A 26560-nucleotide genomic window follows, 5' to 3' on the forward strand; every position below is an offset into this window, starting at 1 on the left:
TCAAGCCGGGACTCGTTTTGTGACTTTGGAAGAAAATTAGAAACTCTTAGGATGCCTGTCCGTAACACAGTGTTGTGCTGCCACGGACGGCAGCACAAGTCTTAATGTGCCCGGATGGCACATTTAAGACGCACACGTCACTCCGCCACAATATAAATCAGGCATACTTAGACTTTCTTATTTTCGTACAACGGAACAAAAAGAGTCCCGGCTTGATGCAATTTGCCAATCGAAAACCCCCGGAACCACCCTGCACGAGGAAACTCATGTCACCCGCAAACCAGCATTTGGCAGGCAACGCATTTATCCCATACTACTTCAACTGATCCACCGCTTTTTTCAGTTGCACAAACGCCTGCTCTAATGTTCTTCTCGGACATGCAATATTAATGCGCTCAAATCCTATTCCTGTTTTTCCAAAAATAGTTCCGGCATCCAGCCACAGTCCGGCTTTGTCGATCAGAGCCTCTAGTTCTTTTCTTTCCAGTCCAAGCGCTTCAAAATCCAGCCAGATCAGATACGTTCCTTCCGGCTCGATCAATTTGACTTCTGGCAGATTTTCTTTCAGATATTCACGTACAAAGGAAAGATTTTCAAGCAGATATTCTTTTAACTGCAAAAGCCATTCTGCTCCTTCTTCATAAGCAGCCTGACACGCGACAAGTCCCATCAGGTTTACCTGACTGTACCCCGCCTGATCCACCGCACGGATAAATTTTTTACGCAATCCTTCGTCAGCAATAAAAATATTTGACACCTGAAGTCCGGCAAGATTGAATGTTTTGCTTGGTGCTGTACAGATCACGGATATCTTCTCAAATTCCGGCTCTATAGACGCAAATACATAATGTTTATTTCCCGGATACACAAAATCACTATGAATCTCATCGCTGACAACAACAACCTGATATTTCAGACATATTTCTCCGATCTTTCTTAATTCCCATTCTTTCCAGACACGTCCTACCGGGTTATGCGGACTGCAGAGTAAAAACAAATGAATCTGATGTTCCTTTATTTTTGCCTCAAAATTTTCAAAATCAATCTCATAATGACCATCCCGCAAGACGAGATCACTGCTGACTAACTTTCTGTCATTTGATTCGATCACCTGACGGAATGGATAGTATACAGGTTGCTGAATCAGTACGGCATCGCCTTTTTCTGTATAAGCACGTACTGCTGCCGCAAGTGCAAAAACGACCCCTGGAGTTTTTATCATCCACTCCTGCTTTGTGTTCCAGTCGAAATGATCACGGTACCATCCTGACACTGCTGCAAAATAATCTTCCTTACTGTCACTGTACCCATAAATCCCATGTTCCACTGCTTTCTGCAGTCTTTTTGTTACCGCCGGCACAGTCTTAAAATCCATATCAGCAACCCACAGTGGCAATACATCTTCTTTTTTTCCACGCTCTTTTGCAAAATCATATTTTAAACATCCGGTTCCTCTTCGCTCTACTACTTCATCAAAATCGTACTTCATGACATACTCCATTCCGGGATACTGCTCCTTTGCTCATCCTTTGTATTTCTGTTATCAGTTGCCGCATCCTTTTTCTCTTTTATCATTTAATTCATATCAAATTAGTATGATATTAGCATTTTCAATATCATATGTCAATAGTACTAAAAAAGACTGTTCAAACGAAAATCTGTATTCTCCTTCGAACAGTCTATGATCTCTTATATATAATAATAAGTTTTTATGAATTTCCGTGTCTGATATCACGGATTGGAATATTAACAAACAATGCCGGTACAGTTCCATTGTTTGACTCTGACTCTGTCTGTGTGATCTGGATGTCAAGGCCTTCCATATCAATATCCATATGTTTTGAAATTACCTGAATGATCTCGTTTTTGATCTGCTCCATCATTTCCGGGGAACAGCTTGCGCGGTCAGTCACCAGCAAAAGTTTTAAACGGTCTTTTGCAACATCACCGGAACTTTTCTTTTTAAATAAGTCCATCAATCCCATGACTGTTCCTCCTAATTTTTCTTAAATAAATCTTTTAATTTTGAAAATACTCCCTGTTTTGCCTCAAGATCAAGGAATGCGACTTCCTCGCCAAGAATACGATGGCAGATATTTTGATATGCCTGTCCCGCAAGACAGTTGCTGCCAACTAACGGCTCACCCTGATTCGTAGAAATTACGATATTCTCATCATCCGGTACTGCACCGATCAGATTGATCGCTAAAATATCGCACACATCTTCTACATTCATCATATCGCCACGTCTTACCATGTCCATACGCAGACGGTTTACGATAAGATCAACCTTTTGGATCTGGTTTGCCTGAAGCAGTCCGATGATACGATCTGCATCACGCACTGCGGAAACCTCAGGTGTTGTAACTACAAGTGCTCTGTCTGCACCTGCAATGGCATTCTTAAATCCCTGCTCGATTCCTGCCGGGCAGTCTAATAAAATATAATCGAAATCCTGTCTTAAATCTTCGATCAGCGCCTGCATCTGCTCCGGAGATACTGCTGACTTATCTCTCGTCTGTGCTGACGGTAAAAGACATAAATTCGGATATTTTTTGTCTTTGATCAATGCCTGCTCAACACGGCAGTTTCCTTCTACAACGTCTACCAGGTTGTAAACAATGCGGTTTTCAAGTCCCATTACAACATCCAGGTTACGAAGTCCGATATCGGTATCGATCAGCACTACTTTTTTATTTAACTGTGCCAGACCTGTTCCAACATTTGCGGTTGTAGTCGTTTTACCAACTCCGCCCTTTCCGGACGTAATTACAATAACTTCACTCATTTCAAAAAATTCCTCCTGCCGTTAAATATCGCTTAATAGTTCTTTTGTCAGCGGTTCAATACAGATTGTTCCATCTTTTAAATACGCAATCTGCGGAGACGTGGTCGTTTCCTTGACCTTTTTTCTTATTTTACGCCTGCCAAAAGGTTTGTCCGGACTCTTTGCCAGAACATTTCCAATGCGGATCTGAATCGGGTCCATATCCAGTGCAACGATAAATGCACTGTCATCTCCACCAAGTCCTGCATAGACACTTCCTTTTACCGCTCCAAGTACAACGATACTGCCGTTTGCCATGACTGCTGCGCCCGGATTGACATCACCTACCACTACAATACCTGTTTCGCTCTCAAGTGTCTGACCTGAGCGAAGCGTTCCGCGGTAAAACTGAGTCCCTCCATCCACATACGGCTGCTGCACAGATGCCTGATATTCTTCGATCTGCTGCTTGACGTATGCTTCACGGTCCGGATCATGATCTACAATGCACAATATCTCGATACTTGTATTAGATGTCACTGCATCAATGATAGCCATTTCTTCATCATGTGTCAGCTTTCTTCCCTCGAAAGAAATCGCCAGTTTTGCCCCTTTAAAGAACTTCTCTGACTCTTTGAACTTCTCGACGATGGCATCTAAAAGTGCTTTAAAAGATATCTCATTGCTTAATACAAGATGTATCCCGTATTTATTACTTTTTATAACAACTGCCTGTGACATATCGTCCCTCCACTTTACTATCCGATTTAGTATAGCAGATTCTTGAAACAGGTGCAATGCGACATGAGAAATTTGATTGAAATTTTTATATTTTTTATGTTATATTGTCATAAACGCTGACATGATACATGCTCCCTCTGCCCCACATTCACACACAAGGTCAACTTTTCCATCACCAAACCCGATTCCACCGATAGCGTATACCGGTATATGCACGGATTTACACACCTGTTTTAAAAATTCTGTTCCACGCGGCGGAAGCCCCTTCTTACAATCTGTGGCAAAAATATGACCTGCGGTCAGATAAGATGCACCTAGTTTTTCCGCCTCGATAGCATCCTCCACAGAATGAACGGAACAGCCTAAGATCATTTTAACTTTTGTCTCTGTCTGCTTTTTCTCATTTTCCGTTTTTTCCATATAAACTCTTAATAATGGAAGCGGCAGATGAATGTACCTGCTCCCTAACCGCTCTGCGACTTCCAGATAACTGTGCAGAATACAGATCACCCCATATTCTGCACAAATTTTTAAAACCTGTATTGCCAGACTTTCATATTCTGTTTGCGGCAGATCTTTTTCCCTTAATATCAGCGCCGCTGGTTTCTTTTCACATACTCTTTTAACCTGTTCTAAAAATGAGCGGTCACAAAGTGTGCGATTTGTAACCGCAATTATTTTTCCCGGAATTGGATTTTCTTTTTTATACATAAATATAGTCACTCATAACAGGCTGCAGTCCTTCTTCGAGCAATGCATCATACACCTGTTTTACTGTCCTTCCATCCGAAATTTCAAACTGCTCATCTCCCTGATCCTCAAGTCCCTTTGCATGGCTTCCGATACCGGTGCTGACTCCCGCAGAAATCTTTGTTGCAGCGATCTCCATCAGACTGTCTCTTACCCTCGCACACTCTCTGGTAGAAACCGTGATACTTGCAAATGGCATAAACAGACGGTACGCCGTCACAACCTGCAGAAGCTGTTTTTCATGCACATCCATCGGGTTGATCTTGTCATTATTGATAATCGGACGAAGTCTCGGACAGGAAAAAGCAATCTCTGCATGCGGGTATTTTCTCTGCAGCAGATAAGCATGCATTCCTGTCGCAAACGCATCTTTTCTGAAATCATCCAGCCCTAACAGTGCTGCAAATCCCACACCTCTCATACCGCCGCGGATTGCACGCTCCTGTGCCTCCATACGGTATGGAAAAATACGTTTGTGTCCTGCTAAATGAAGTGTCTCGTATTTATCTGAATTATAGGTTTCCTGAAAAACAGTCACATAATCTGCACCGCATTTGTGCAGATATGCATATTCATCAGAATTCATCGGATAAACTTCAAGTCCTATGACTTTAAAATATTTTCTTGCAATTTTACATGCTTCTCCAATATATTCCACATCCGACATTTTTCTGCTCTCACCTGTCAGAATCAATATTTCCTGCAGACCTGATTTTGCGATCTCAGCCATTTCTGCTTCAATTTCCTCCGTATTCAGCTTTGCCCTGCGGATGCGGTTATGACAGTTGAATCCACAGTAAATACAGTAGTTTTCACAATAATTTGCAATATAAAGTGGTGTAAAAAAGCAGACAGAATTACCAAAATGATTTTCTTTTTCCACCTTTGCGCACTGTGCCATTTCTTCAATAAAAGGCTCTGCCGCAGGTGACAGCAACGCTGCAAAATCTTCTGGTGTACGGTTTCTTTTTGTAAGTGCCCTCCGTACATCTTCCGCTGTGTAACTGTCATAATCATATGCCTGCATTACTTCAACCACCTGTTTTGTGATATCGGATCTCAACGCTTCCATCCCCGGCAAATATGTCATATGATCGATTCTTGCTTCTTTCTGGTGTTCCTTTATCTCGTCGCTTAAAATACTTTCATTGATATGTTCCATGATTTTTTATCCCCTGTGCTTATTTTGAACCCGAAACTTTTTATATTCATTTTTCTGTTCAAATCAAATTATAAAAAATGCATTATATTTTCTGATTCAAAATTTCCATAAAACTAATTTTTATTCTGCTCCCATATTTGCCACTCTGATTCTTCTGAATTATTCAGAGAGAAAACCCGTCAGTGGAGAAGATGCACTTGCCCCACCCATCTTGACACGTCCACAACCCGACAGGTATGCTTTTCTTCCGGCTTCGATAGCCTCACGGAAAGCAGATGCCATTGCCGGAATATCACCTGCTGTCGCAATCGCAGTATTTGCCATAACCGCTGCTGCTCCCATTTCCATAACTTCACATGCCTGGGATGGTTTTCCAATGCCAGCGTCCACGACGATCGGCAGGTCGATCTCATCGATCAATATCTGGATAAAATCTTTTGTACATACTCCACGGTTTGAACCGATCGGCGCCGCAAGCGGCATGATACAGGCTGCACCTGCGTTTTGCATATCACGTGCTGCGTTGAGATCCGGATACATATATGGCATTACAACAAATCCTTCTTTTGCTAACACTTCTACTGCTTTCGCTGTCTCATAATTGTCCGGCAGCAGATATTTTGAATCATGAATGACCTCGATTTTCACAAAATCACTGCCGCTGATCTGTCTTGACAGTCTTGCAATACGGACTGCCTCCTCTGCATTTCGTGCCCCGGATGTATTTGGCAGCAATGTCACATTCTTTGGAATATAATCTAAGATATTTGCCACACCACCCTCATTTGCACGTCGCAGTGCCATCGTCACGATCTCTGCTTTTGCTTCTTTTACTGCTGCATCAATCAGCTCTAAGGAATATTTTCCGGAACCTAATATAAATCTGGAGGTAAACTCATGTCCTCCTAATGTCCATGTATCTTTCGTCATTTCACTCATTTTTTTCCTCTTTTCTGTTATGTCTGTACTGTTATATCTTTTCTGATAACACAGCTATCAACTCTTTTTTCTTTTACAATTTTCTTTATTTCTGCCAGATATTCCGCTTATGCCAGCTTAACAGCCGCCACCCATAAAACTGACAATTTCTAAAATGTCATCATCCTTTAAAACAACTTTCGCATAATCTTCCCTGTCTAAAATCACATAATTGTGCTCAACTGCAATCTGCGCTAACACGTAATGATTCTGCTCTAAGTAATCAAGTATTGTTGTTCCTTCCGGCAACGTTGCATGCTTTCCATTGATCTCCATAAATCCTTTCATTTTCCTCCTTTTGTTTTTTCAGGCAAAAACAAAGAGTCGCTTGCGACTCTTTCGCGCTCGAGCAGTGCTATTTACAGCTAACTTCTTCTCCGCGAGATGCGCATCCTGCCCGGAGGACTTTTTGATTCATAGGACGTAATTTCCTATGAATCAAAAAAGCGTTCACAAAGAAATACACCCAAGGTGGTGTACCCCTTCATGAACGCTCTGCTCACTCTATTTCAGATGATAGCACTATACAGTGGTGAAGTCAAGAAAAAAGTTTATACTAATTCACTATATTTTACTCCACTTGTGCAGCACTGCTGACACCTTCCGGCGTCCGATGCTTCGTTACAATGATTTTTTTGTCAATCTGGTCTTTTAGTTCCGATACATGTGAAATGATGCCTACCAGACGATTACCCTCTGTAAGCTGTAACAATGCCTTTAATGCCTGCTCTAGGGCATCCTCATCAAGCGAGCCAAACCCTTCATCTACAAACATGGAATCCATACGGATTCCGCCTGCATAAGACTGTATCTCATCCGACAATCCAAGTGCAAGCGACAATGATGCCTGAAATGACTCTCCGCCGGAAAGTGTCTTGACACTGCGCTTTGTTCCGTTATAATGGTCTACCACACAAAGTTCCAATCCTGCTTTTTCCTTGCGGCTTCCTGTCTCCTCCTCACGCTGCAGTTCATACTGCCCACTGCTCATCGTAAGCATTCTCCTGTTTGCACGGATCAATATCCGGTCAAAGTAAGCCATCTGCACGTAAGTTTCTAATTCGATCTTTGCCTTTCCGGTCAACATACCGCTTGCTGTATCGGAAAGCGACTTCATCCAGACATATTTCTGTTCAGTCTGTGCAATCTCCTTTTGTTTTTTACTGACATTTTCACAGATATTCATATTCGCATGATAAGAAGTATATTTTGATGCCCTGTTTTCTTCGATCTCACTTCTTTTTGTCCGCAGTTCTTCCGCCTGTTTTTCGATTTCTTCTTCCGGAAGTGCTATCAACTTTTCTGTCTCCCTAATCTGACCAAGAAGTACCTGAATGGCACCTTTTTCACTCTCCGTATTTTTTTCGTAATTATTATAGGTTTCCCTCGTCTTTTCCCTGTTCTCTTCAAGATTTTTCTTTTGTTCCGTACATTTTTCTATCTGTGACTGTACTTCCTCTTTTGTAATATCTTCTACCTGCTCTTTCAGTTCTTTTAAACCTTTTTCTTCGTTTACATACTCTGTCTGTAAACGTATTATCTCATTTTCTGCCGCACCGATCTGACTGGTAAGTTCTTTTATTTCTGTTTCATCAAGCGGAATCTGCTTTTCTAATGCAGCCTTTTTTCGTTCTTTCTCCTGCTTTTTGGATAATTCCACCTGTTTTTCACTGGCTGCATTTTGCATCATGACAATCACATCCTCTGCGAAAGCCATCTGTTCGTGCTCTGCTTCCTGTATTTTCTGCACGATAGTAGTGCCGGTATTTCCGAAGATATCTGCCTGACTGCATACAGACTGCATGTCTGTTCTCATCTGCTTTTCGACAGTCTCTTTATTTCCTGTCAGTTTTGCGATTTCTTCCTGGATGCTGCTGATCGTTACACGTATTTTTTGCTTTGATTCTTCACTTTCTTTTAATTCACCTGCAATCTGTTCCACACGCTCCCTGTCTTTTTTTGCCTGCAAAAACTGCATATTTCGTTCTCTTTCAATTTGGGAAAGCTGTGATAAAACAATCTGGGAATCTTCTGTATTTTCCAGCATAAAGCCACAGTCAGCAATATTTTTCTCCCACTGCTGTTTCTGCTGTGTATAACGTTCCTTTGCCGTAGCATTCTTCTGTCCAAGGGCATTCTTCTTTTCACTTAACAGCGTCAGTTCATTCTGCGTATCCTGCATCTTTTGTTCTAACAGATTCTTTGTGTCCAAATCATTCTTTGCCTTTTCTTTTTGACTTTTATATTCTTGTCTTTGTACCTCATTCGCATTCTTTTGTTTTTGATTCTCCAGCCTGATCTCTGCTAAAGACATTTTGTCATCAGATATTCCCAATAATTCCTTTGCATCTTTTAATACAGCAGATATTTTTTCTTCTTCCTGTACCATAAGCTGATGTGCCTTTTCACTCAGCCTGCTGACTTTTTCCCTTGATTTTGCATCCTCCGCTTTCGCATTCTCTAACTCATCCCTCTCCGGAGTCTCCTGTGGTATAACTGCCGGCAGGGGATGATGCACTGAGCCACAGACCGGGCACGGTTCTTCTTCTTTCAGTCCCTGTGCCAATATTCCTGCCTGTGCATCCCAGAATTGCTGCTCCATCTTCCTGTAATGCTCACTGATCTGTTTTTGCGCTGTGACCTCTTTTTGATACTCTTTTTGTGCCTTTTCCCTGTTTTTACTGATTTTTTCCCAATCTTCTAACTTATCTTCCAGCTCATCCTGTCTGCGTATTGCTTCCGATACCTTAATACTCTCTGTTTCAGCCTGTTTTTCCCTTCTTTCTGCGTCGGAAACCTGCTCTAACACTTCTTTTTGCTGCTGCAGTTCGCTGCTTTTCGTATCATACTTCTTCTGTGCATTATCCTGTTCCATGCCCAGTCTTTTCACTTCTTTTGCTGCCGTTTCCAACTGTTCCGTAATCTCTGTCAGATTTCTTATTTTCTGCCGGATATCATTTAATGCGTTCTTACAGACAATTTCACAGCCTGCAGCATCTTTCTTCTGTTCCTGTTCTTCTTTTAGTTTTTGTTCCTGCATTAACAGATGATCTTCTGTTTTCTTTTGTAAACTTAAACTTTCCTTTCTGACTGAAAGTGCTGTTTCCAGTTCAACAATCTTTTTTTTCTGATTTTCTAACGAATCTCTTTTTTCTGTAATTGTGTGGATTTCCCGTTCCACACGCTGTTTTTCTACAGTAGCACCCTCATATGATTTTAAATTTTCTTTCTCCTGCTGCAGTTTTTCCTCCAGCCTGATTTTTCTCTGTTCCTCCTGCTGCTTTTTTTGAACTTTCTCTTCTATATCCTGCTGTTTTGTCCGCTGTGCCAGGTCAAGTTTCTGGATTTTTTCATATAGTGTCAGCTTCTTTTCATATTCCTCCACTGCCCTGTCTAATCTTTCGCAGTCTTTTGCTGCTTCTTGGGCGTACAACATATCTTCTTTTGCCTTTATAAGTAGTGGTTCTAATTCCTTTAATCTTTGCTTTTTCTCTTCTAATAACTGCTTTCTTTTTGTATTTTCCCGTACTTTTCCACTGAGTTCATCCGCACTTCTGATCTTTTCATCAAGTGTCTGTTTCTCATTCTGTAAATATTCTAATGACTCTTTCTGTACCTGGCAGAGCTGCTCTAAAAGCAAAATTCCCTCTTCCACCCTGCCATCAAACTTTTCTTTTTTGAGCAGGTTCATTTTTTCAGCGATTGCTGCCCCTTCTTCATTCAATGAATCACTATCACAAACAATTCCATCCATATACTGATTGATACTGCGCCGCAGTTCATCATATTCTCTCCACTGCTTTTTCACAGCATCTTTCAGCCGTTCCTGCAGCACACGGTAAATATCTGTACCGAATATCTGTCGAAAGATCTTTCCTCTCTCCTCCGTATTTGCAAACAATACTTTCTGAAAATCTCCCTGTGCGATCATCGCTATCTGGGTAAACTGTTTGCAGTCTAAACCAATCAGTTCTGTGATGGCACGTGTAACCTCTCTGCTTTTTGTCACCGGTTCCCTGTCATCCGGATACTCTAACGTAGCATTCGCTTTTTCCATTGTCATTCCAGTTCCGCGTCCTTTTGGACGCATGTATTCCGGATTGCGTTCTACGATATACCGCTTATTTGCATACTCAAACGTCAGACGCACAAATGTTTTCACATCCGCTTTGGCGTATTTACTGCGGAACATATCCGCTTTGCGCACATCACCGCTGGCTTCCCCGTACAATGCAAATGTGATCGCATCAAAAATTGTAGTCTTTCCTGCTCCGGTATCTCCTGTAATCAGGAATAATCCCTGTGATCCAAGCCGTTCAAAATCTATGGTCTGTTCTCCCGCATATGGTCCAAATGCACTTATTGTAAGACTGACTGGTTTCATAACCGCTCCTTTTTCCTGTTTTATGAAAACATAATAATATTGAGATCAAATAGTTATTTACAATATTAATGTAATTCCTCTAATAGTTTTTTTACAAAATTCTGCTGTTCTTCATTCATCGGCTGATTATTTTGTATCTCGTAAAATTCTTCAAACAATTCTATCTCTGACTTTTGCTCCACATGCTCCGTCACTTCAACCTGCCTGCTCTGTCTGGTTCTGCTATTATCATAGACAAGCTGCATCAGATTGGGATATACCGTCCGAAGTTTCGCCATTCCATCCGGGACATCTTCCTCATCAGTCAGCGTGATCTGCAGATAATCGTCCGTTTCTGTGCCCTCATAAAAATCTTTTGCCATCAGTTCCATGTAGGTTCCACGAATCTTACGCAGATCACGAAGAGGTTTCAATGGAACCTTTTCAATACAGATATCCCCCTTCTCCTTTATCTCCATAACAACAACAGACTTTTCCTGTTCTGCCTCTGAAAAAGAATACTTGAGCGGTGTTCCGCAATAACGCAGTGTCTCCCGGCTGATATACTGTGGACTGTGAATGTGCCCCAGTGCAACGTAATCAAAAATATTAAATACTCCCGCCTCGATCTGGTCTAATCCGCCAACAGAAACTTCTTCCGACTCACAACGGGCTGCACCTGTCACAAACTGATGTGCCACTAATATATTACGCTTTGATATGTCTACCGGCATGTGTGATACGACATACTGCAGTGCATCCTGATATGTTTCCACTGTCTCCACGTTATCTTCTTTCGCAAGATCCTGTTTTGTCCCGGCATCATTTTTCCCAATAGATATCCCCTCTGTCACATTTCTCCACGCATGGCGCACAACCGCAGGACGTATAAACGGAAGCAGCCAGATACACAGTTCTCCGTATTCATCCTGACAGGTAACGCATCTTACCTCTCCATCATAAACCGGAGAAACATAAACTTCCCGGCTGCTCATAAGCTGCGCACCAAATGCAATGCGTTCCGCTGAATCATGGTTTCCACTGACTGCAAATACCTTTTTCCCGCAATCTGCAAGTTCTGTCAGAAACTTGTCAAACAACTGTACCGCCTCTGCAGACGGAACTGGCTTATCATAAATATCCCCCGCGATCATAACTGCATCCACCTGCTGCTCCAATGCAATTTTTTTGATCTGCCGTAAAATATATTTCTGATCTTCGATCATGGAAAACTCATTGACACGTTTCCCAATATGTAAATCTGAGATATGAAGAAATTTCATGTTCTCCCCCTGTACTATATCAATCGTAATATTTGATTTAAATGTACCACATAACACCGCGCAATGCAAACATATGTTTTGTTTTTGTTACTTTTTCACAAAAATCAGGTCTCTGAAAATCAAAACACAATTTTCAAAGACCTGACCGATTATTTTTCTACTCTTCCCGGATCTCTATCGGATGTGCATCCGCAACAAAAATCATTCCATCATACAATTTTTCCGGCGATTGTGATATGCGGTAACTTTGAGGGAAAATACTCATAAAAAACGCACTGTAACCCTCTCCTAATGATCCCATAGAAACATGATCTGTAATCTGTTCTTTCAGTTTTGAATTTTCCGGAACCTTTGAAAAATCCAGCCAGCACATATCATAACCGGCTTTCTTCGCGGCTTTTGCAAGAGGATCATACGAATAAAACGTGTGCGTGATACGCTTTCCATCACTTTTCGGAAGATTGCAGTTTGTCTTGTAAAAATCTGTTCCTATTGCAAAATATCCTTCTCCAAGTTCATCCGATAAAATATTTCCCATAACCCTGTTATCCGTGCCATAATTTCCAGACCGCTCTATATGTCCATTGTGACCGGAAATAAAAATACATGCATTCCCCCGTTGTTCTTCCATAGAAAGAATCCACATCACATTTTCTGCCATCCGTTGATCTCTGAGCGCATTTCCTTCTACGGCAGAATCGATCACTTTTCCAAGAGAAATATTCTGCAGCAGCGTATCTGCCAGATGATCTGCCTGTTTAATGTCTTTCGCATCTGATTCCTGCAATTCTTTTTTTATCTCCATTATAATCCTGGTCTGTTCCTCAATATCATAGCCGCCGTCTGCCTCGTCATTGTCTTCTAATTTTTTCAGTTCAGTTACGTCGATTCCTGACGCTTTACATGCCTCGGTCAGATACTGCAGATTATAGGACCAGTTTTGCATGTCAAACCCATAAAATCTTAAGTCATCTCCAGCCTTTGCAGTCTCATTGTATTTTCGCATATAAGAAATCAGATCTGCCATCTCATCGGTTCTGTATATTGCAAAGCCAATCGCCGCGGCAGCCTGCTCTGCCGTTCCTTCCCCGCCGTGAATGTAACGGTTCACATACTCACATCCGCCATAGTCTCCCTCCAGTGCAAATGCCCTTATCCCGGCATTTTCCACCAGATTTTGAAATACGGAAAGTTTTAACTGCTGAAACCCTACATTTCCATGGGATGCTTCCCCTAATGCCACAATCTTTGTTTTCTCCGGTATTTTTATATTATCCACCTGGTCTGCGTATTGCATAAATTCCGTTTCATCAGCACATGGTCCGGTACCAAATCCTCCAAAATGAGAATATATACTGCCGACAGCAACTATACCCAGCAGGATTATACCTACGACAGCCCAGATTCGCGAATGTTTTTTCTTTTTCATAAATTTCCCTCCCCAAAAATTATCTGCTTTACTTAATTCACGACTTTATCTTAACAAAAAAGGAAATGTACCGCCATTTTATTAGCTTACATTTCCCTGATAAATCTTACATTTTTGTAAGATTGGAAGAATCTTCAAATTTATATTGCAAGATAACTTTACTTCCCAAAAGTGTGATCGCCTTTTGTGGACAATTACATATACAGCGGTAACACATCGTACATTTGCCACCTGGATGAGGTCTTCCATTCTCCATCGTGATATTTTTCATGGGGCAGATTTTTGCACACTTACCACATCCCACGCAATCCTGATTTATTTTTAGCTGGTCGGTATATCCCGCTGTTTTTTTATAAAACCAGAGCCTTTGTCCAAAAAGTCCTGCTATATGGGCGAAAATTGTCAGCCCCTCCGCAGGATAATCCCCCTGCCTGATCCGTTCTGCAGCTTCTTTCAATTTTTCATCCGCTTTCCTGATGATCTTTTCATTTTCTTCCACTGATTCTTTCAACATTTTACTGTCACATATGGAATCCGGCATTTTAATATGTACGCCGCCTAAGATTACTGCTCCGTATTTTTTCAGAAGTCTCGCTGCACATCCGGCGCCGTCCCCGCTAAATGCTCCCATGGTCGCGACACATATCATTTTCTTGCCCGTCCATAAAGAGGCATGCGTTTGGATAAAATCTCTGATCATATATGGTGCATTCGAAAACTGCGTCGGATATCCCAGGATAATCGTTTCATTCCTTTTTATTTTATCAGTAACAGATTCATCCTCTAATGGAACCACATCGGCTGACGCATCAATTAATTTCACCAGTCTTGTAACACAATGTTTCGTATTGCCTGTACCACTCAAATAGATTCCTAACATACACTTACTCACTCCCAATAAAATTTTATGCAGCTCCTTTAAGTGCAACCTCAACCGCCTTCTTAATAACAATACTCGAATTCGTCGCACCTGAAACGGTATCGACGTCTATTCTCTGTTCATCAACGATCTCATTTTATTCTCCGATATAAACTCCATCCGGAATATCCGAAATATTTACTTCTTCAATAGTCGTTTCCTTTACAGCCCGCTTATACTCTCCTACACGATCTATATAAGCAGTTCCAAAAATTAATGCTAAAAGAAGAAACAACATAATAAGAATCATCACTATCTTTTTTCTGGATATACTCATTTCAAACTCCTCCTCTTTCTATTATTCTGGTATTTTTTTTATAGAATATTTTCTATGGAATGATACAGCATGCAAAACCCATCCTCTAAAAATTCGCTCTTCGATAAATCCATCGACATTTTGATATATTCTTCCTTATTCGCCGCAAGCTGTATCAGTCCTGCTAACATTCCCCAAAGCTGAAAGATCGTAGGCATTATTTTTAAATCTTCACGCAAATCGCCTTTTTGAATGCCTGCCGCTAAAAATTCTTTCATTTTTTCATTGATTTCTTCCCCTACCTGATAGGTAGCTTTCTCTTCCGGCAGATAATCATGATCTTTAAAATCAACATTAATTTTGTCTAACACCATTTTAAAATAAAACGGAAATTCTTCCTGATACTGTATTAAACCTTTACAGATCATATCGTATCTCGCCCTTGTTGTCTGCTGCTCTTCTAACGCAGCAACTATATATCCATATAATTTTTGCATGCTCTCTAAAACCAGCAGACCAACGATCTCCTCTTTGTTTTCAAAATATACATATAACGTAGCTTTGCTGTACCCGGCAGCTTTTGCTATATCGCTCATGGAAGTTGCCGTAATTCCATTTTCCATAAACAATACCGATGCCGCTGACGCAATATTTTCTCTATGTACTGCCCTCGGTTCTTTTTTTCTTCGTCCCATATACCTCTCCTTTTTTATTAATTAAACTCTCAGTTTAATTATATTGACAAATATATGGATTGTCAATCCTTACCCTTACACACAAAAAACCCGCACAAACCTTTCGGTTCATGCGGGTTTTCTCTCTATATATTACCTTCTCCCAAAAATAACATATCCCCTTTTTAATTTATGCAATACACATTATTTGTTTGCAATTGCTGCACTGTGCATGCAGCACAGGCAACATTTTACCTTACAACAAATTATTTATTTGCAATAGCAGCCTGTGCTGCAGCTAAACGAGCGATCGGCACACGGAATGGTGAACAGGATACATAATCCAGACCAATCTTGTGGCAGAACTCAACAGATGAAGGATCTCCACCGTGCTCACCACAGATACCAACATGGAGTTTCGGATTAACCGGTTTTCCAAGTTTAATAGCTGTCTCCATTAACTTACCAACACCTGTCTGGTCAAGTTTTGCAAATGGATCGTTCTCGAAGATTTTCTTATCATAGTAAGCATTTAAGAACTTACCAGCATCGTCACGAGAGAATCCATATGTCATCTGTGTTAAGTCGTTTGTACCGAAGCAGAAGAAGTCAGCCTCTTTAGCGATCTCATCAGCTGTAAGAGCAGCTCTTGGGATCTCGATCATAGTACCTACTTCATAATCAAGTTTGATACCTGCTGCTGCGATCTCAGCATCTGCTGTCTCAACAACAACCTGTTTTACATATTTTAACTCTTTTACTTCGCAAACCAATGGGATCATGATCTCAGGTTTTACAGTCCAGTCAGAATGTTTCTTCTGAACGTTGATTGCTGCACGGATAACAGCTTTTGTCTGCATCTTTGCAATTTCCGGATAAGTAACTGCAAGACGGCATCCTCTGTGTCCCATCATTGGGTTGAACTCATGTAAAGAAGCGATGATGTTCTTAATTGTCTCAACAGATTTACCCTGAGCTTTTGCAAGTTTCTCAATGTCAGCTTCCTCAGTAGGAACGAACTCATGAAGAGGCGGATCAAGGAAACGGATAGTAACTGGGTTGCCTTCCAGAGCTTCATATAATGCTTCGAAGTCTCCCTGCTGATATGGCAGGATCTTCTCTAATGCAGCTTCTCTCTCTTCTACTGTATCGGAGCAGATCATTTCACGGAAAGCAGCGATTCTGTCTTCCTCGAAGAACATATGCTCTGTACGGCAGAGACCGATACCTTCTGCACCAAGCTCACGAGCTTTCTTAGCATCTGCAGGAGTATCTGCATTTGTACGAACCTTAAGAGTTCTGAACTGATCAGCCCATGCCATAACACGTCCGAACTCACCAGCGATCGTAGCGTCAACTGTCTTGATAGCTCCATCGTAAATGTTACCGGTTGTACCATCGATAGAGATATAATCTCCCTCATGGAACTCTTTGCCAGCTAATGTGAATTTCTTATTCTCTTCGTCCATAGCGATATCGCCACATCCGGATACACAGCAGGTACCCATACCACGTGCAACTACGGCTGCGTGAGATGTCATACCACCACGAACTGTTAAGATACCCTGGGAAGCTTTCATACCAGTAATATCTTCCGGAGAAGTTTCAAGACGCACTAATACGACTTTCTCTCCTCTTGCATTCCACTCTTCAGCATCCTCTGCTGTGAATACGATCTTACCGCAGGCAGCACCCGGAGAAGCACCAAGTCCTTTTCCGATCGGTGTAGCAGCTTTTAATGCAGCAGCATCAAACTGTGGATGAAGTAATGTATCAAGGTTACGAGGATCGATCATCGCGACTGCCTCTTCCGGAGTCTTATGTCCCTCGTCTACTAAATCACAAGCGATCTTAAGTGCAGCCGGAGCTGTTCTCTTACCGTTACGGCACTGAAGCATGTATAACTTCTTGTTCTCAACGGTGAACTCCATATCCTGCATATCATGATAGTGATTCTCAAGAGTCTCACAAACTTTAAGGAAGTCTGCATATGCCTCCGGGAACTCTTTCTCCATCTGAGCGATCGGCATAGGTGTACGAACACCGGCAACTACGTCCTCACCCTGTGCATTGATTAAGAACTCACCCATCAGTTTGTTCTCACCAGTTGCAGGATCACGTGTAAATGCAACACCTGTACCAGATTCGTTATTTAAGTTACCGAATACCATAGGCATTACGTTAACTGCAGTACCCCAGGAATATGGAATATCGTTATCACGACGATATACGTTCGCACGTGGGTTGTCCCATGAACGGAATACAGCCTCGATAGCAAGTTTTAACTGCTCAACAGGATCTGAAGGGAAATCTGTTCCTAACTGATTCTTGTACTCAGCCTTGAACTGCTCTGCTAACTCTTTTAAGTCAGCTGCTGTGAGGTCGATATCGAATTTAACGCCTCTTTCTTCTTTCATCTTGTCGATGAGCTGCTCGAAGTATTTTTTACCAACTTCCATAACTACATCTGAGAACATCTGAATGAAACGTCTATATGAGTCATATACGAAACGCTCGAATGCAGGATCCGGATTACCTTTGATCATAGCAGCAACTACTTCGTCATTTAAACCAAGGTTTAAGATGGTATCCATCATACCTGGCATGGAAGCTCTTGCTCCTGAACGAACAGATACTAATAATGGATTCTCAAGATCGCCGAATTTCTTTCCGTTGATCTCTTCCATTTTCTTAACGCCTTCCATAGCCTGAGCCATGATCTCGTCGTTGATCTTACGACCATCTTCATAGTACTGTGTACAAGCCTCTGTTGTGATTGTGAATCCCTGTGGTACAGGAAGTCCGATGCTTGTCATCTCTGCAAGGTTGGCACCTTTACCGCCAAGCAGGTTACGCATGGTCATGTCGCCTTCGCTAAACATATACACCCATTTGTTTGCCATTTTGATAATTCCTCCTAAATTATATTACTATGTAATTATGGACACTGTATTTGTTTCCATAATCAAGCCATGTCATGTGCATTTCTAAAACGCACATATTCATTTTATCATATTTTGTCTAAATAGCAACATTTTTTTTGCTATTTATCCCTGTTTTTTTGTTACATTTTCACAATGCAAAACTTTGTTTCGTGATGTGGAACATTTTGTAAGTATTTATTTCTTTTTCCACTTCGCATACAGCGTCATTTTCCCTGTGCTGCCTTTTTTAATTGAGGTTACCTTTTTGGTACATTTTTTATCACGGTACCATGTGGTGTCAACTTTTATGATCCACGCAGAACCAGCACAAGTTGGAAACAGTAGCTGCCGGTGCATCTGGAATCTCAGATAAACCAGAAAAGGACCCACAACCACAGGGCACAAAGTTCAAAGTCGTAAGTCCAAAGGATAAAATAAGCCCACAGCAAGTCCACGAGAATGACTTAAGCCCATGCATCGGCTTCGCTGAACGCACATAAAAACAGACGGATCATTCCCTCCCAACCGGAAAATCCGTCTGTCTTTTTCTTTTCCTTTTTATTCTCAGACTCTAAAAATCCTAGAAATCTACTTCCGTATCATAGTAGCAGCACTTCAGCAGTTTCTCCATCTCCTCCTGACTCGGCTGACGCGGATTCGATCCGGTACAAGCATCTAAGATGGCATTGGCTGCGATTTCCGGCAGTCTCTCTAAGAATACCTCTTCCGGCACAAATCCCTGCTCCACCGGATAACTGTCTGCGCCATAATTTTTGATGCAGTGCGGAATCTTTAAGTCATCATTCATGCCGCGCAGATATCTGATCAGCAGATCAACTTTCTCATCTAAAGAATCTCCGCCAAGTCCCATAAAATCAGCGATCTCACCATAGCGTTTCTTTGCCGTCTCATCTTTTGCATTGAACGCGATAACTTTTGGCAGATACATTGCATTTGCTGCACCGTGGATGATATGTGCACCGTAATCTGCAAATGCTGCACCCGTCTTGTGTGCCATGGAATGAACGATACCAAGCAGTGCATTGGAAAATGCCATACCTGCAAGGCACTGTGCATTGTGCATGTTATCCCTCTTTTCCATATCCCCGTTATAAGATCCTACCAGATCTCTCTGGATCATCTTGATCGCATGCAGTGCAAGCGGGTCTGTGAAATCACAGTTTGCAGTAGATACATATGCCTCGATCGCATGTGTCATTGCATCCATTCCGGTGTGTGCAACAAGTTTCTGTGGCATCGTCTCTGCAAGTTCAGGATCTACGATTGCAACATCCGGTGTGATCTCAAAATCAGCGATCGGATATTTGATACCTTTCTGATAATCTGTAATAATAGAGAATGCTGTTACCTCTGTTGCAGTTCCTGAAGTGGAAGAAATTGCACAGAAATGCGCTTTTTTGCGGAGTTTCGGAATGCCGAACACTTTGCACATATCCTCAAATGTGATATCCGGATACTCGTATTTGATCCACATTGCCTTCGCTGCATCGATCGGTGAACCTCCTCCGATTGCAACGATCCAGTCTGGTTCAAACTCCTCCATCGCTTTTGCACCCTTCATTACAGTCTCCACAGATGGATCCGGCTCAATTCCCTCAAAAAGCTGTACTTCCATACCGGCTTCTTCCAGATACTGTTTTGCACGGTCTAAGAAGCCAAAACGTTTCATGGAACCACCGCCTACACAGATGATCGCCTTTTTGCCTTCAAACGTCTTTAATGCTTCTAATGCCCCTTTTCCATGATACAAATCGCGTGGTAATGTAAATCTTGCCATCTTTCCTCCAATCTGCTGCCATCCTCTGGCTGCCCCCTGACACAATACTGTATTTTATGTGTCCTTAACTGTGTGCAATTTTTATGTAACTGTCACATATTTTGTTAATTAAATAACAATATGTATAGTAATATTATATCACACTTTTCAAAAATAAGAAGCTATTTTATGCATTTTTAATAATTCTTAATATTTTCTAAGCATTGTTCTTAAATCCACATTTCGGGCAGACATTTCCTCCCTTATATACATAACCACAGCGGAAACAGCAGATCGTATCATGTTTTTCTTTCGCCAGATAAGAAATATTTCTCGAATCCGGTTTTTCCTGCAGGTAATGTATAAATTCGTTTAACACTCCCGCATATGCCGTCAGCTGCTTATTGTCCACCGCATACGGAATTTTCGTCTTTTTTCCATTTTTTTCAGTCACATAAACTCCACGGTTTAAAAGTCCTGTGGATGCACTGATCTCCAGAACAGATGACACATCGATCCGGTAGGATGTCATAAGAGTACTGTAATAAAGATGTTCCGGCGTCAGAATGATTCCCTCTTTTCCACTGTTATTCCGCGATGTATCCACCACAAAGATCGGGTATTCGAACAGACCGTTTCCTGCGGCATAGGATGCCATGGCATAATCGATAACCTCTGTTTCCTGCGGTGCTGCCTGTTTTAACAGCACTTTTCTTGCCGGATAAAAATAGTGTTTCTGATTTTCAGCGATACCCGCTTCTTTCAGTTCATTTTTGAGTTTATTTACCAGCTGTTCACATTCATCCGTCTTGATCTTTGAGAGACGCCTGCTTAAAAGTTCTAATGCATTATCTTTCAGATCTGGTAAATAAGGTCCGTCTGCTATCTTCTGATATGCATCCATTCCCTCCTCAAAGGACATATGCACCGGATCACCGGCAATCTCTGCAATCTCATTTTCATCCATCTGGCGGATTTTGTTCTCGATCTGCTCAAAATACGGCAAAACCAGCCCCGGCTCAAACTCCTTTTCTTTCAGACGCTCCTTAAGCTCTGTCAGATCATCTCTGGTGATTTTTCTCGACTGGCGGATCATATTTTTTATTTCCTGCTGTTCGGCAAGATTTTTCTGCGATTCTAACCGTTCCTGATATGGGGTTAAATCTACTCCTTCGTATTCTTTTAATTTCTCCCGAAGTGCATGGTAACGTGCCCTGTCCATATTAGGCGGCATTTTTCCAACCAGCTCTGCGACTTCCCGCTCTGCCTGTGTCTGCATTTTCTGTTTCAGATTTAAAAGCAGATTCTGTTTTTTCTCCTGCGGCAGCTTTTCCTCTGCAATCTCGTCATAGACACGGCGCATCACGGCATAATTTTTATCTGCGCAGCTCTCTGCCTTTTTATTTAACGCGGTAAGCTTTCTGTCCTGTTCTTTTTCCTCTAACATATCCAGGTATTGTTTCCGCTCTTCGGGCGAAATTCTTGTTTCATGCATGAGCTGGTGTTTTAATTCGGAAAGCTGGCGCTCTGACATACGGTCTGCGACTCCAAATTTAGCCTGATAAGTCTCGCGGACTTTCTGTGCCTCCGCATTATTTACCTGTGCATATTTTTCATCGGACGATTCCCCGCTGATCTGCCCAGCTTCGTGCGGCTGCCTGCTGTCACTCTCATATCGGGAACCTTTCACATGGCGTCGTTCGGTTTCATCCTGACGTGCATCTGCATACAGCCTTTCGTTCTCATTCCGTGAAATATTTCCCTCACGTCTTTCATTCTCACTCTGTCGTGCATTTACATGCAGACTTTTCTCCTCATTCCGGCGTGCATCTGCCTGCTTTTCTTCCCGCTCGTTCCGCTTCCATCCACTTTCACCCGCGCTTTCATTTCCATGCTGTTTTTCTTCGTGCCGGTTCTTGCTCTCATCCTGCTCTTCTTCATCATCTGTGACTTCGTCCTGATCTGATGCAGGCGTACTCTTTAACTTTTTACGACGCTTTTTTTCCTCCTGTATGGCAGGTTCGCAGGCTGCAATACTGCTTTCCGGGAAAAATCCCTCTTCTATCTTATTTAATAATTCCTCAAAGTCTGCATCTGAATATTCCGGCAGATCCTCGCACAGTTCCTCAAGTGGCTGCTGCTCATCCTCGACACCCGCCGGCTTTCTGCCGTCCTCATATTCATTATAACGACTGTTTGCCTCATGCTCGCCGTTACGCCCCATCAGCTCAAGATAATCTTCGTATGCCTTTTTATCCTCCTCAAAATCCATCAGATAAATATCGCCGTCTCCAAGAAGTTTCCATGGGCGCGGCGTATAAAATCTGTGACACGCCGCACAGGTACATGCTTTTGCCAAAAGGACTACTCCCTCAGGCGTCTCAATCCGAAACTCTTTTCCTTTCGGATACATGATCATATGCAGATTTCCTTTGCATTTTGGGCAGCGGTAACCAACTTTATAAAAGTTATTGCCAATCCTGCCTTTTGCTCTTTCTGACAGTGAAAGTTCTGTTCTCTCAAAAACAGTATGCGCCATCTTCCATTCAACTTTATGCCAGAGTCCCTGTTCCTCGTCTGCTTCCTCTTCCTTCTGCACTGCTTCTTTTGCCTCAAGTGCCGCCTGTATCACATCTTCATAGGTAATACGCTTTCCTGCATGATAAAAACGGAAATACTGCGTGGTATATTCCGGTTCAATATAGATTCCTGCAAGCACATGCCCGAAAAGAGTATTCAGCTGCTCCGTATTTTTTTCCACACGAAGTCCCTGGATCGTCCCCCATTTTCCAAATGCATACAGGATCATATTGATCACATCCCGTACTGCTGCCTCATCGGTATCTTTGATCTCATCTTCTTTGATCGGCAGATCTACAATATTTTCCGCCACTTTTCTGCTGTCAAAATGAAAAAACAGGGAGCGCACTTCCCCCTGTAAAATGAGATAATTATCAAGTGCCACAAAAAGACCTGTCCAGTTTACATTTGCATGCATGGTCTTTATCAGCCGTTCAAATGTCATTTTTAATTCGCTATCTGCTTTTAATACGATCACTTTTTTCACCTCTTACTTTTCAAATGCAGATTTTTCCTTCAAGATCTGTGCAAATCCCATATGAAGTTCTTTTTTTGCCCATTCAAAATCAATCTCCTGATTGCTGTCATTCAAACAGACGCTTCCACTCTTCTGATGACCTATATCAGCCACAATCCTGCTGTTATCATTTGAGACATCATAATACCGGCAGAGTTTTCTTACATTGCCGGGAACAAAACCGCCTGTCAGTTTCTGATACTCCCTGAGCACATACTGGCTGACATCCTCTTTCTGACGAAATTTATGGCTGCACACCTCGTTTAACAACTCCGGTTCTAATTCCCACATTTTCACAAAAGTACTCTTTTTAAAAGAAGACGGCCCATGAACCGTGTAAAATCCTGTAAACAATGGGAACGCCAGTTCTAACATATTATAAATAAAATACATAAACGGATAACCGGGATGGAAATATGCTCCCGGCTGTTTTTTCATATTTTCACGTTTGTCAAAATATTTTGCCAGAAGCATGGTATTATTCAGGTAAATATATGGCATGACCTGATCTTTTGTATTTGCCACATCAGGCTGAAGAGCCAGCATATCCACCGGAAGATCATTTTTAAAATACTGTTCCGGTCTGACCTTTTTTATCAGAAACATATCATCATTAAAATATACAAAATTCTCTGCCAGACCTGGGATTCTGTGCATATTCCACTCAATGGCATGTGAATTAAATGTCGGCAGATATTTTTCCGGTATAAAATCTTTATGATTTACAATATTTAACTTCGGATGTTCTTTATTTAACCAGGATGGCAGATGCCCCCATGTAACAAAGTGTATCCTGCGCACCCATGGTGCAAAACGCTCCACACCACGAAACCAGTACCTCAGCAGATCCCAGTCTCTGTATCTCTCTTTTCTGTCATCCTGTTTCTGCGACAGATCCGGCTGCATACTGTACTCCATTTTCTGTTTCTGCCAGTCCGGATCATTGCCATCTACCCATGTGATCACAAAATCAATTTCCGGAATGTTATTGTCGCGTGTCATAATAATCTCCATTTCTGCCCATCTAACGTCTTTTTCATCTGCATGATAATTTTTACTTCTATCATGATAAAACAAATCCCGCAAAATGAAAATCCCATTTATCTGCTTAATTTATATTTTTTTAAGAAATCCTGTTTTTCCCGATTTTAAAGCATTTTTGCCGTTTTTGTTAGCACTCGTTTAAAAAGAGTGCTGATTTTCTATTGACTTTTAAAATTTACGGTTATAATATTAGATTCAGGCAGCAGCGAAGCGGATCTGCTCCGCTGCATTTTATAACGATCATAAAGGAGTGTTTGAATATGGCAGAGAAACATGGAAATCTTTCAATTAACAGTGATAATCTGTTTCCGATTATCAAAAAATGGTTATATTCCGATCACGATATTTTCTTCCGTGAGCTGATCAGTAACGGCTGTGATGCTATCACGAAATTAAAAAAACTTGAGATGATGGGCGAATATACATTACCGGCAGACTACAAACCGGAAATTCACGTTGTCGTAAATCCGGAGGAAAAGACCTTAAAATTCATCGATAACGGTCTTGGTATGACTGCAGACGAAGTTGAGGAATATATCAACCAGATCGCATTTTCCGGTGCAACTGATTTTATTGAAAAATATAAGGACAAAGCAAACGACGATCAGATCATCGGTCACTTCGGACTTGGTTTTTACTCCGCATTCATGGTAGCCGATCAGGTAACGATCGATACTTTATCTTACAAAGACGGTGCAACAGCTGTTCACTGGTCCTGCGATGGCGGTACAGAATTTAATATGGCTGACGGCAATAAAGAAGGCGTCGGTACTGAGATCACCCTTTTCTTAAATGAAGATGCTGTTGAGTTCTCCAACGAGTACCGTGCAAGAGAAGTCATCGAAAAGTACTGCTCTTTCATGCCTACCCCGATCTTCCTTGAAAAAGCAAATGCCGAGACCGAATATGAGACGATCGACGCTGCTGATAAATTAGACACTGATACCGTTGTGGAGACGATCCATGAAGAAGCAAAAACAGAGGAAAAAGAAAATGAGAACGGCGAAAAAGAAGTCGTTGAAGTTTCCCCTGCAAAAGATAAATTAAAGATCGTAAAACGTCCGGTTCCACTTAACGATATAAACCCGCTCTGGGCAAAAAATCCAAACGAGTGTACGGATGAAGAATACAAGGCATTTTACCGTAAAGTATTCTTAGACTACAAGGAGCCGCTGTTCTGGATCCACTTAAATATGGATTATCCATTCAACTTAAAAGGTATCCTGTACTTCCCGAAGATCAATACGGAATATGATTCTATCGAGGGAACCATCAAACTTTACAATAATCAGGTATTTATCGCTGACAACATCAAAGAGGTCATTCCTGAGTTCTTAATGCTCTTAAAAGGTGTGATCGACTGCCCGGATCTGCCGCTTAACGTATCCAGAAGCGCATTACAGAATGATGGCTTTGTAAAGAAAATTTCCGAGTACATCACCAAGAAAGTTGCAGACAAACTGATCGGCATGTGCAAGACGGATAAAGAAAACTATGAGAAATACTGGGATGACATCAGCCCATTTATCAAATTCGGCTGCTTAAAAGATACCAAATTCTGTGACAAGATGAACGATTACATCCTGTTTAAGAATCTCGATGACAAATATCTTACTCTTCCGGAACTCTTAGTCAAAGAGGAAGAAAAGAAAGACGAAGCGAAAAAAGATGAAGCTGAAGTATTAGACGCTGATGGCAATCCGATCAAATCCGAAAACGCTGATGCTGCAAATGAAAATGCAGAGGAAAAAGACGAGCGCAAGGTGATCTACTATGTAACTGACAAACTTCAACAGGGTCAGTACATCAAGATGTTCAAAGAGCAGAACATGGACGCTGTCATCTTAGACCACAACATTGATACTTCCTTCATTTCACAGTTGGAACAGCGCAACGAGCATTATAAATTCATGCGTATCGATGCAGATGTGACAGAATCCTTAAAGGACGAGACTTCTGCTGAGGACTTAAGGGCTGAGACAGATACCCTGACGGATGTATTCAAAAAAGCCTTAAACAATGACAAGCTGACTGTCAAAGTCGAGAAACTGAAAAATGCTGATATTGCTTCTGTCATCACTCTCTCCGAGGAAGGCAGACGTATGCAGGATATGATGAAGATGTACGCAATGAACGGCATGGGCGGTATGGACCCGAACATGTTTGCAGCAGATCAGACCCTGACGTTAAATGCAAATAACGAACTTGTAAAATACATTTTCGAGCACAAAGATTCTGAGCATGTTCCGATGTTCTGCGAACAGTTATACGATCTTGCAATGCTTTCAAACCAGCCTCTGTCTGTTGATGCAATGTCCAAATTTGTACAGCGCAGCAATCAGATCATGATGCTTTTAGCAAAATAAATATGAGTCATCCAGTTTATTAGATCAAAA

The 26560-nt window shown here is 41.7% G+C and carries 21 protein-coding genes; 1 reads left to right on the plus strand and 20 read right to left on the minus strand.

All coding sequences use genetic code 11. The features are described from left to right. Positions 1-313 precede the first annotated feature (313 nt). From DW650_RS16995 to DW650_RS17085, 20 genes are all read right to left on the minus strand, one after another. Positions 314-1501 carry a MalY/PatB family protein gene (locus DW650_RS16995; protein WP_118210613.1) on the minus strand — a complete coding sequence of 396 codons (1188 nt, stop codon included), beginning with the start codon at positions 1499-1501 and terminating at the stop codon, positions 314-316. A gap of 208 nt (positions 1502-1709) precedes the next feature. Beyond that, a complete protein-coding gene (gene minE, locus DW650_RS17000; protein WP_006857669.1) occupies positions 1710-1985 on the minus strand; it encodes a cell division topological specificity factor MinE in 276 nt (91 codons plus the stop codon). Positions 1986-1996: 11 nt separating this feature from the next. Next, a complete protein-coding gene (gene minD / locus DW650_RS17005; RefSeq protein WP_118210614.1) occupies positions 1997-2788 on the minus strand; it encodes a septum site-determining protein MinD in 792 nt (263 codons plus the stop codon). Between the two features lie 21 nt (positions 2789-2809). Beyond that, positions 2810-3508 (minus strand): septum site-determining protein MinC, encoded by a 699-nt coding sequence (gene minC / locus DW650_RS17010; RefSeq protein WP_117922303.1) that lies wholly within the window; start codon positions 3506-3508, stop codon positions 2810-2812. A gap of 99 nt (positions 3509-3607) precedes the next feature. Continuing rightward, positions 3608-4219, minus strand: a complete 612-nt coding sequence (locus tag DW650_RS17015; RefSeq protein WP_118210615.1) for a thiamine phosphate synthase — start codon at positions 4217-4219, stop codon at positions 3608-3610. Continuing rightward, positions 4212-5420, minus strand: coding sequence for a 2-iminoacetate synthase ThiH (gene thiH / locus DW650_RS17020; RefSeq protein WP_117922301.1), 1209 nt, complete (start codon positions 5418-5420; stop codon positions 4212-4214). Before thiH ends, DW650_RS17015 begins: the two co-directional genes overlap by 8 nt. Before the next feature lie 159 nt (positions 5421-5579). After that, on the minus strand, positions 5580-6359 hold the full coding sequence (locus DW650_RS17025) for a thiazole synthase (protein ID WP_118210616.1): 780 nt from the start codon (positions 6357-6359) through the stop codon (positions 5580-5582). A gap of 117 nt (positions 6360-6476) precedes the next feature. Further along, entirely contained in the window at positions 6477-6686 is a 210-nt protein-coding gene (thiS, locus tag DW650_RS17030) for a sulfur carrier protein ThiS (protein ID WP_241070691.1), read from the minus strand. 283 nt (positions 6687-6969) lie between these two features. Then, on the minus strand, positions 6970-10782 hold the full coding sequence (locus DW650_RS17035) for an AAA family ATPase (protein WP_117922299.1): 3813 nt from the start codon (positions 10780-10782) through the stop codon (positions 6970-6972). A 65-nt stretch (positions 10783-10847) separates the two neighbouring features. Further along, entirely contained in the window at positions 10848-12044 is a 1197-nt protein-coding gene (locus tag DW650_RS17040; RefSeq protein ID WP_117922298.1) for an exonuclease SbcCD subunit D, read from the minus strand. Between the two features lie 157 nt (positions 12045-12201). After that, positions 12202-13473 carry an erythromycin esterase family protein gene (locus DW650_RS17045; protein WP_199536240.1) on the minus strand — a complete coding sequence of 424 codons (1272 nt, stop codon included), beginning with the start codon at positions 13471-13473 and terminating at the stop codon, positions 12202-12204. Between the two features lie 106 nt (positions 13474-13579). After that, positions 13580-14353, minus strand: coding sequence for an EFR1 family ferrodoxin (locus tag DW650_RS17050; protein ID WP_117922297.1), 774 nt, complete (start codon positions 14351-14353; stop codon positions 13580-13582). A 25-nt stretch (positions 14354-14378) separates the two neighbouring features. Then, positions 14379-14483 carry an FMN-binding protein gene (locus DW650_RS20685; protein WP_334294428.1) on the minus strand — a complete coding sequence of 35 codons (105 nt, stop codon included), beginning with the start codon at positions 14481-14483 and terminating at the stop codon, positions 14379-14381. A gap of 6 nt (positions 14484-14489) precedes the next feature. Next, on the minus strand, positions 14490-14669 hold the full coding sequence (locus DW650_RS20205) for a hypothetical protein (protein ID WP_241070692.1): 180 nt from the start codon (positions 14667-14669) through the stop codon (positions 14490-14492). Between the two features lie 38 nt (positions 14670-14707). Then, complete coding sequence (locus DW650_RS17060) at positions 14708-15343, minus strand: TetR/AcrR family transcriptional regulator (RefSeq protein WP_117922296.1); 636 nt, start codon at positions 15341-15343, stop codon at positions 14708-14710. A 245-nt stretch (positions 15344-15588) separates the two neighbouring features. Beyond that, complete coding sequence (ppdK, locus tag DW650_RS17065; RefSeq protein WP_117922295.1) at positions 15589-18225, minus strand: pyruvate, phosphate dikinase; 2637 nt, start codon at positions 18223-18225, stop codon at positions 15589-15591. A 216-nt stretch (positions 18226-18441) separates the two neighbouring features. Further along, positions 18442-18603, minus strand: coding sequence for a hypothetical protein (locus DW650_RS20795; protein WP_117922294.1), 162 nt, complete (start codon positions 18601-18603; stop codon positions 18442-18444). Positions 18604-18826: 223 nt separating this feature from the next. Beyond that, complete coding sequence (locus DW650_RS17075) at positions 18827-20044, minus strand: iron-containing alcohol dehydrogenase (protein ID WP_117922293.1); 1218 nt, start codon at positions 20042-20044, stop codon at positions 18827-18829. Between the two features lie 196 nt (positions 20045-20240). Further along, positions 20241-23081: a hypothetical protein gene (locus DW650_RS17080; RefSeq protein ID WP_243103006.1), complete on the minus strand. Its 2841-nt coding sequence runs from the start codon at positions 23079-23081 to the stop codon at positions 20241-20243. A gap of 12 nt (positions 23082-23093) precedes the next feature. Next, a complete protein-coding gene (locus DW650_RS17085; protein WP_243006924.1) occupies positions 23094-24122 on the minus strand; it encodes a stealth family protein in 1029 nt (342 codons plus the stop codon). 302 nt (positions 24123-24424) lie between these two features. Here DW650_RS17085 and htpG point away from each other — a divergent pair, with 302 nt between their 5' ends. After that, the gene (gene htpG, locus DW650_RS17090; protein ID WP_118210618.1) at positions 24425-26530 is read left to right on the plus strand and encodes a molecular chaperone HtpG; all 2106 of its coding nucleotides are present in this window, start codon (positions 24425-24427) and stop codon (positions 26528-26530) included. The last annotated feature ends 30 nt before the right edge of the window (positions 26531-26560 follow it).

It is taken from the genome of Roseburia sp. AM23-20, from assembly GCF_003470905.1.
Lineage (GTDB): Bacteria > Bacillota > Clostridia > Lachnospirales > Lachnospiraceae > Roseburia > Roseburia rectibacter.

Bases quoted from the DNA above. Each gene is read 5' to 3' on its own strand.
- DW650_RS17035 (WP_117922299.1), bottom strand. From the start codon at position 10,782: ATGAAACCAGTCAGTCTTACAATAAGTGCATTTGGACCATATGCGGGA.
- DW650_RS17040 (WP_117922298.1), bottom strand. From the start codon at position 12,044: ATGAAATTTCTTCATATCTCAGATTTACATATTGGGAAACGTGTCAAT.
- DW650_RS20795 (WP_117922294.1), bottom strand. From the start codon at position 18,603: ATGCACCGGCAGCTACTGTTTCCAACTTGTGCTGGTTCTGCGTGGATC.
- DW650_RS17060 (WP_117922296.1), bottom strand. From the start codon at position 15,343: ATGGGACGAAGAAAAAAAGAACCGAGGGCAGTACATAGAGAAAATATT.
- minE (WP_006857669.1), bottom strand. From the start codon at position 1,985: ATGGGATTGATGGACTTATTTAAAAAGAAAAGTTCCGGTGATGTTGCA.
- DW650_RS20205 (WP_241070692.1), bottom strand. From the start codon at position 14,669: ATGAGTATATCCAGAAAAAAGATAGTGATGATTCTTATTATGTTGTTT.
- ppdK (WP_117922295.1), bottom strand. From the start codon at position 18,225: ATGGCAAACAAATGGGTGTATATGTTTAGCGAAGGCGACATGACCATG.
- DW650_RS17085 (WP_243006924.1), bottom strand. From the start codon at position 24,122: ATGACACGCGACAATAACATTCCGGAAATTGATTTTGTGATCACATGG.
- DW650_RS17025 (WP_118210616.1), bottom strand. From the start codon at position 6,359: ATGAGTGAAATGACGAAAGATACATGGACATTAGGAGGACATGAGTTT.
- thiH (WP_117922301.1), bottom strand. From the start codon at position 5,420: ATGGAACATATCAATGAAAGTATTTTAAGCGACGAGATAAAGGAACAC.
- htpG (WP_118210618.1), top strand. From the start codon at position 24,425: ATGGCAGAGAAACATGGAAATCTTTCAATTAACAGTGATAATCTGTTT.
- minD (WP_118210614.1), bottom strand. From the start codon at position 2,788: ATGAGTGAAGTTATTGTAATTACGTCCGGAAAGGGCGGAGTTGGTAAA.
- thiS (WP_241070691.1), bottom strand. From the start codon at position 6,686: ATGAAAGGATTTATGGAGATCAATGGAAAGCATGCAACGTTGCCGGAA.
- minC (WP_117922303.1), bottom strand. From the start codon at position 3,508: ATGTCACAGGCAGTTGTTATAAAAAGTAATAAATACGGGATACATCTT.
- DW650_RS16995 (WP_118210613.1), bottom strand. From the start codon at position 1,501: ATGGAGTATGTCATGAAGTACGATTTTGATGAAGTAGTAGAGCGAAGA.
- DW650_RS17075 (WP_117922293.1), bottom strand. From the start codon at position 20,044: ATGGCAAGATTTACATTACCACGCGATTTGTATCATGGAAAAGGGGCA.
- DW650_RS17015 (WP_118210615.1), bottom strand. From the start codon at position 4,219: ATGTATAAAAAAGAAAATCCAATTCCGGGAAAAATAATTGCGGTTACA.
- DW650_RS17045 (WP_199536240.1), bottom strand. From the start codon at position 13,473: ATGAAAAAGAAAAAACATTCGCGAATCTGGGCTGTCGTAGGTATAATC.
- DW650_RS17050 (WP_117922297.1), bottom strand. From the start codon at position 14,353: ATGTTAGGAATCTATTTGAGTGGTACAGGCAATACGAAACATTGTGTT.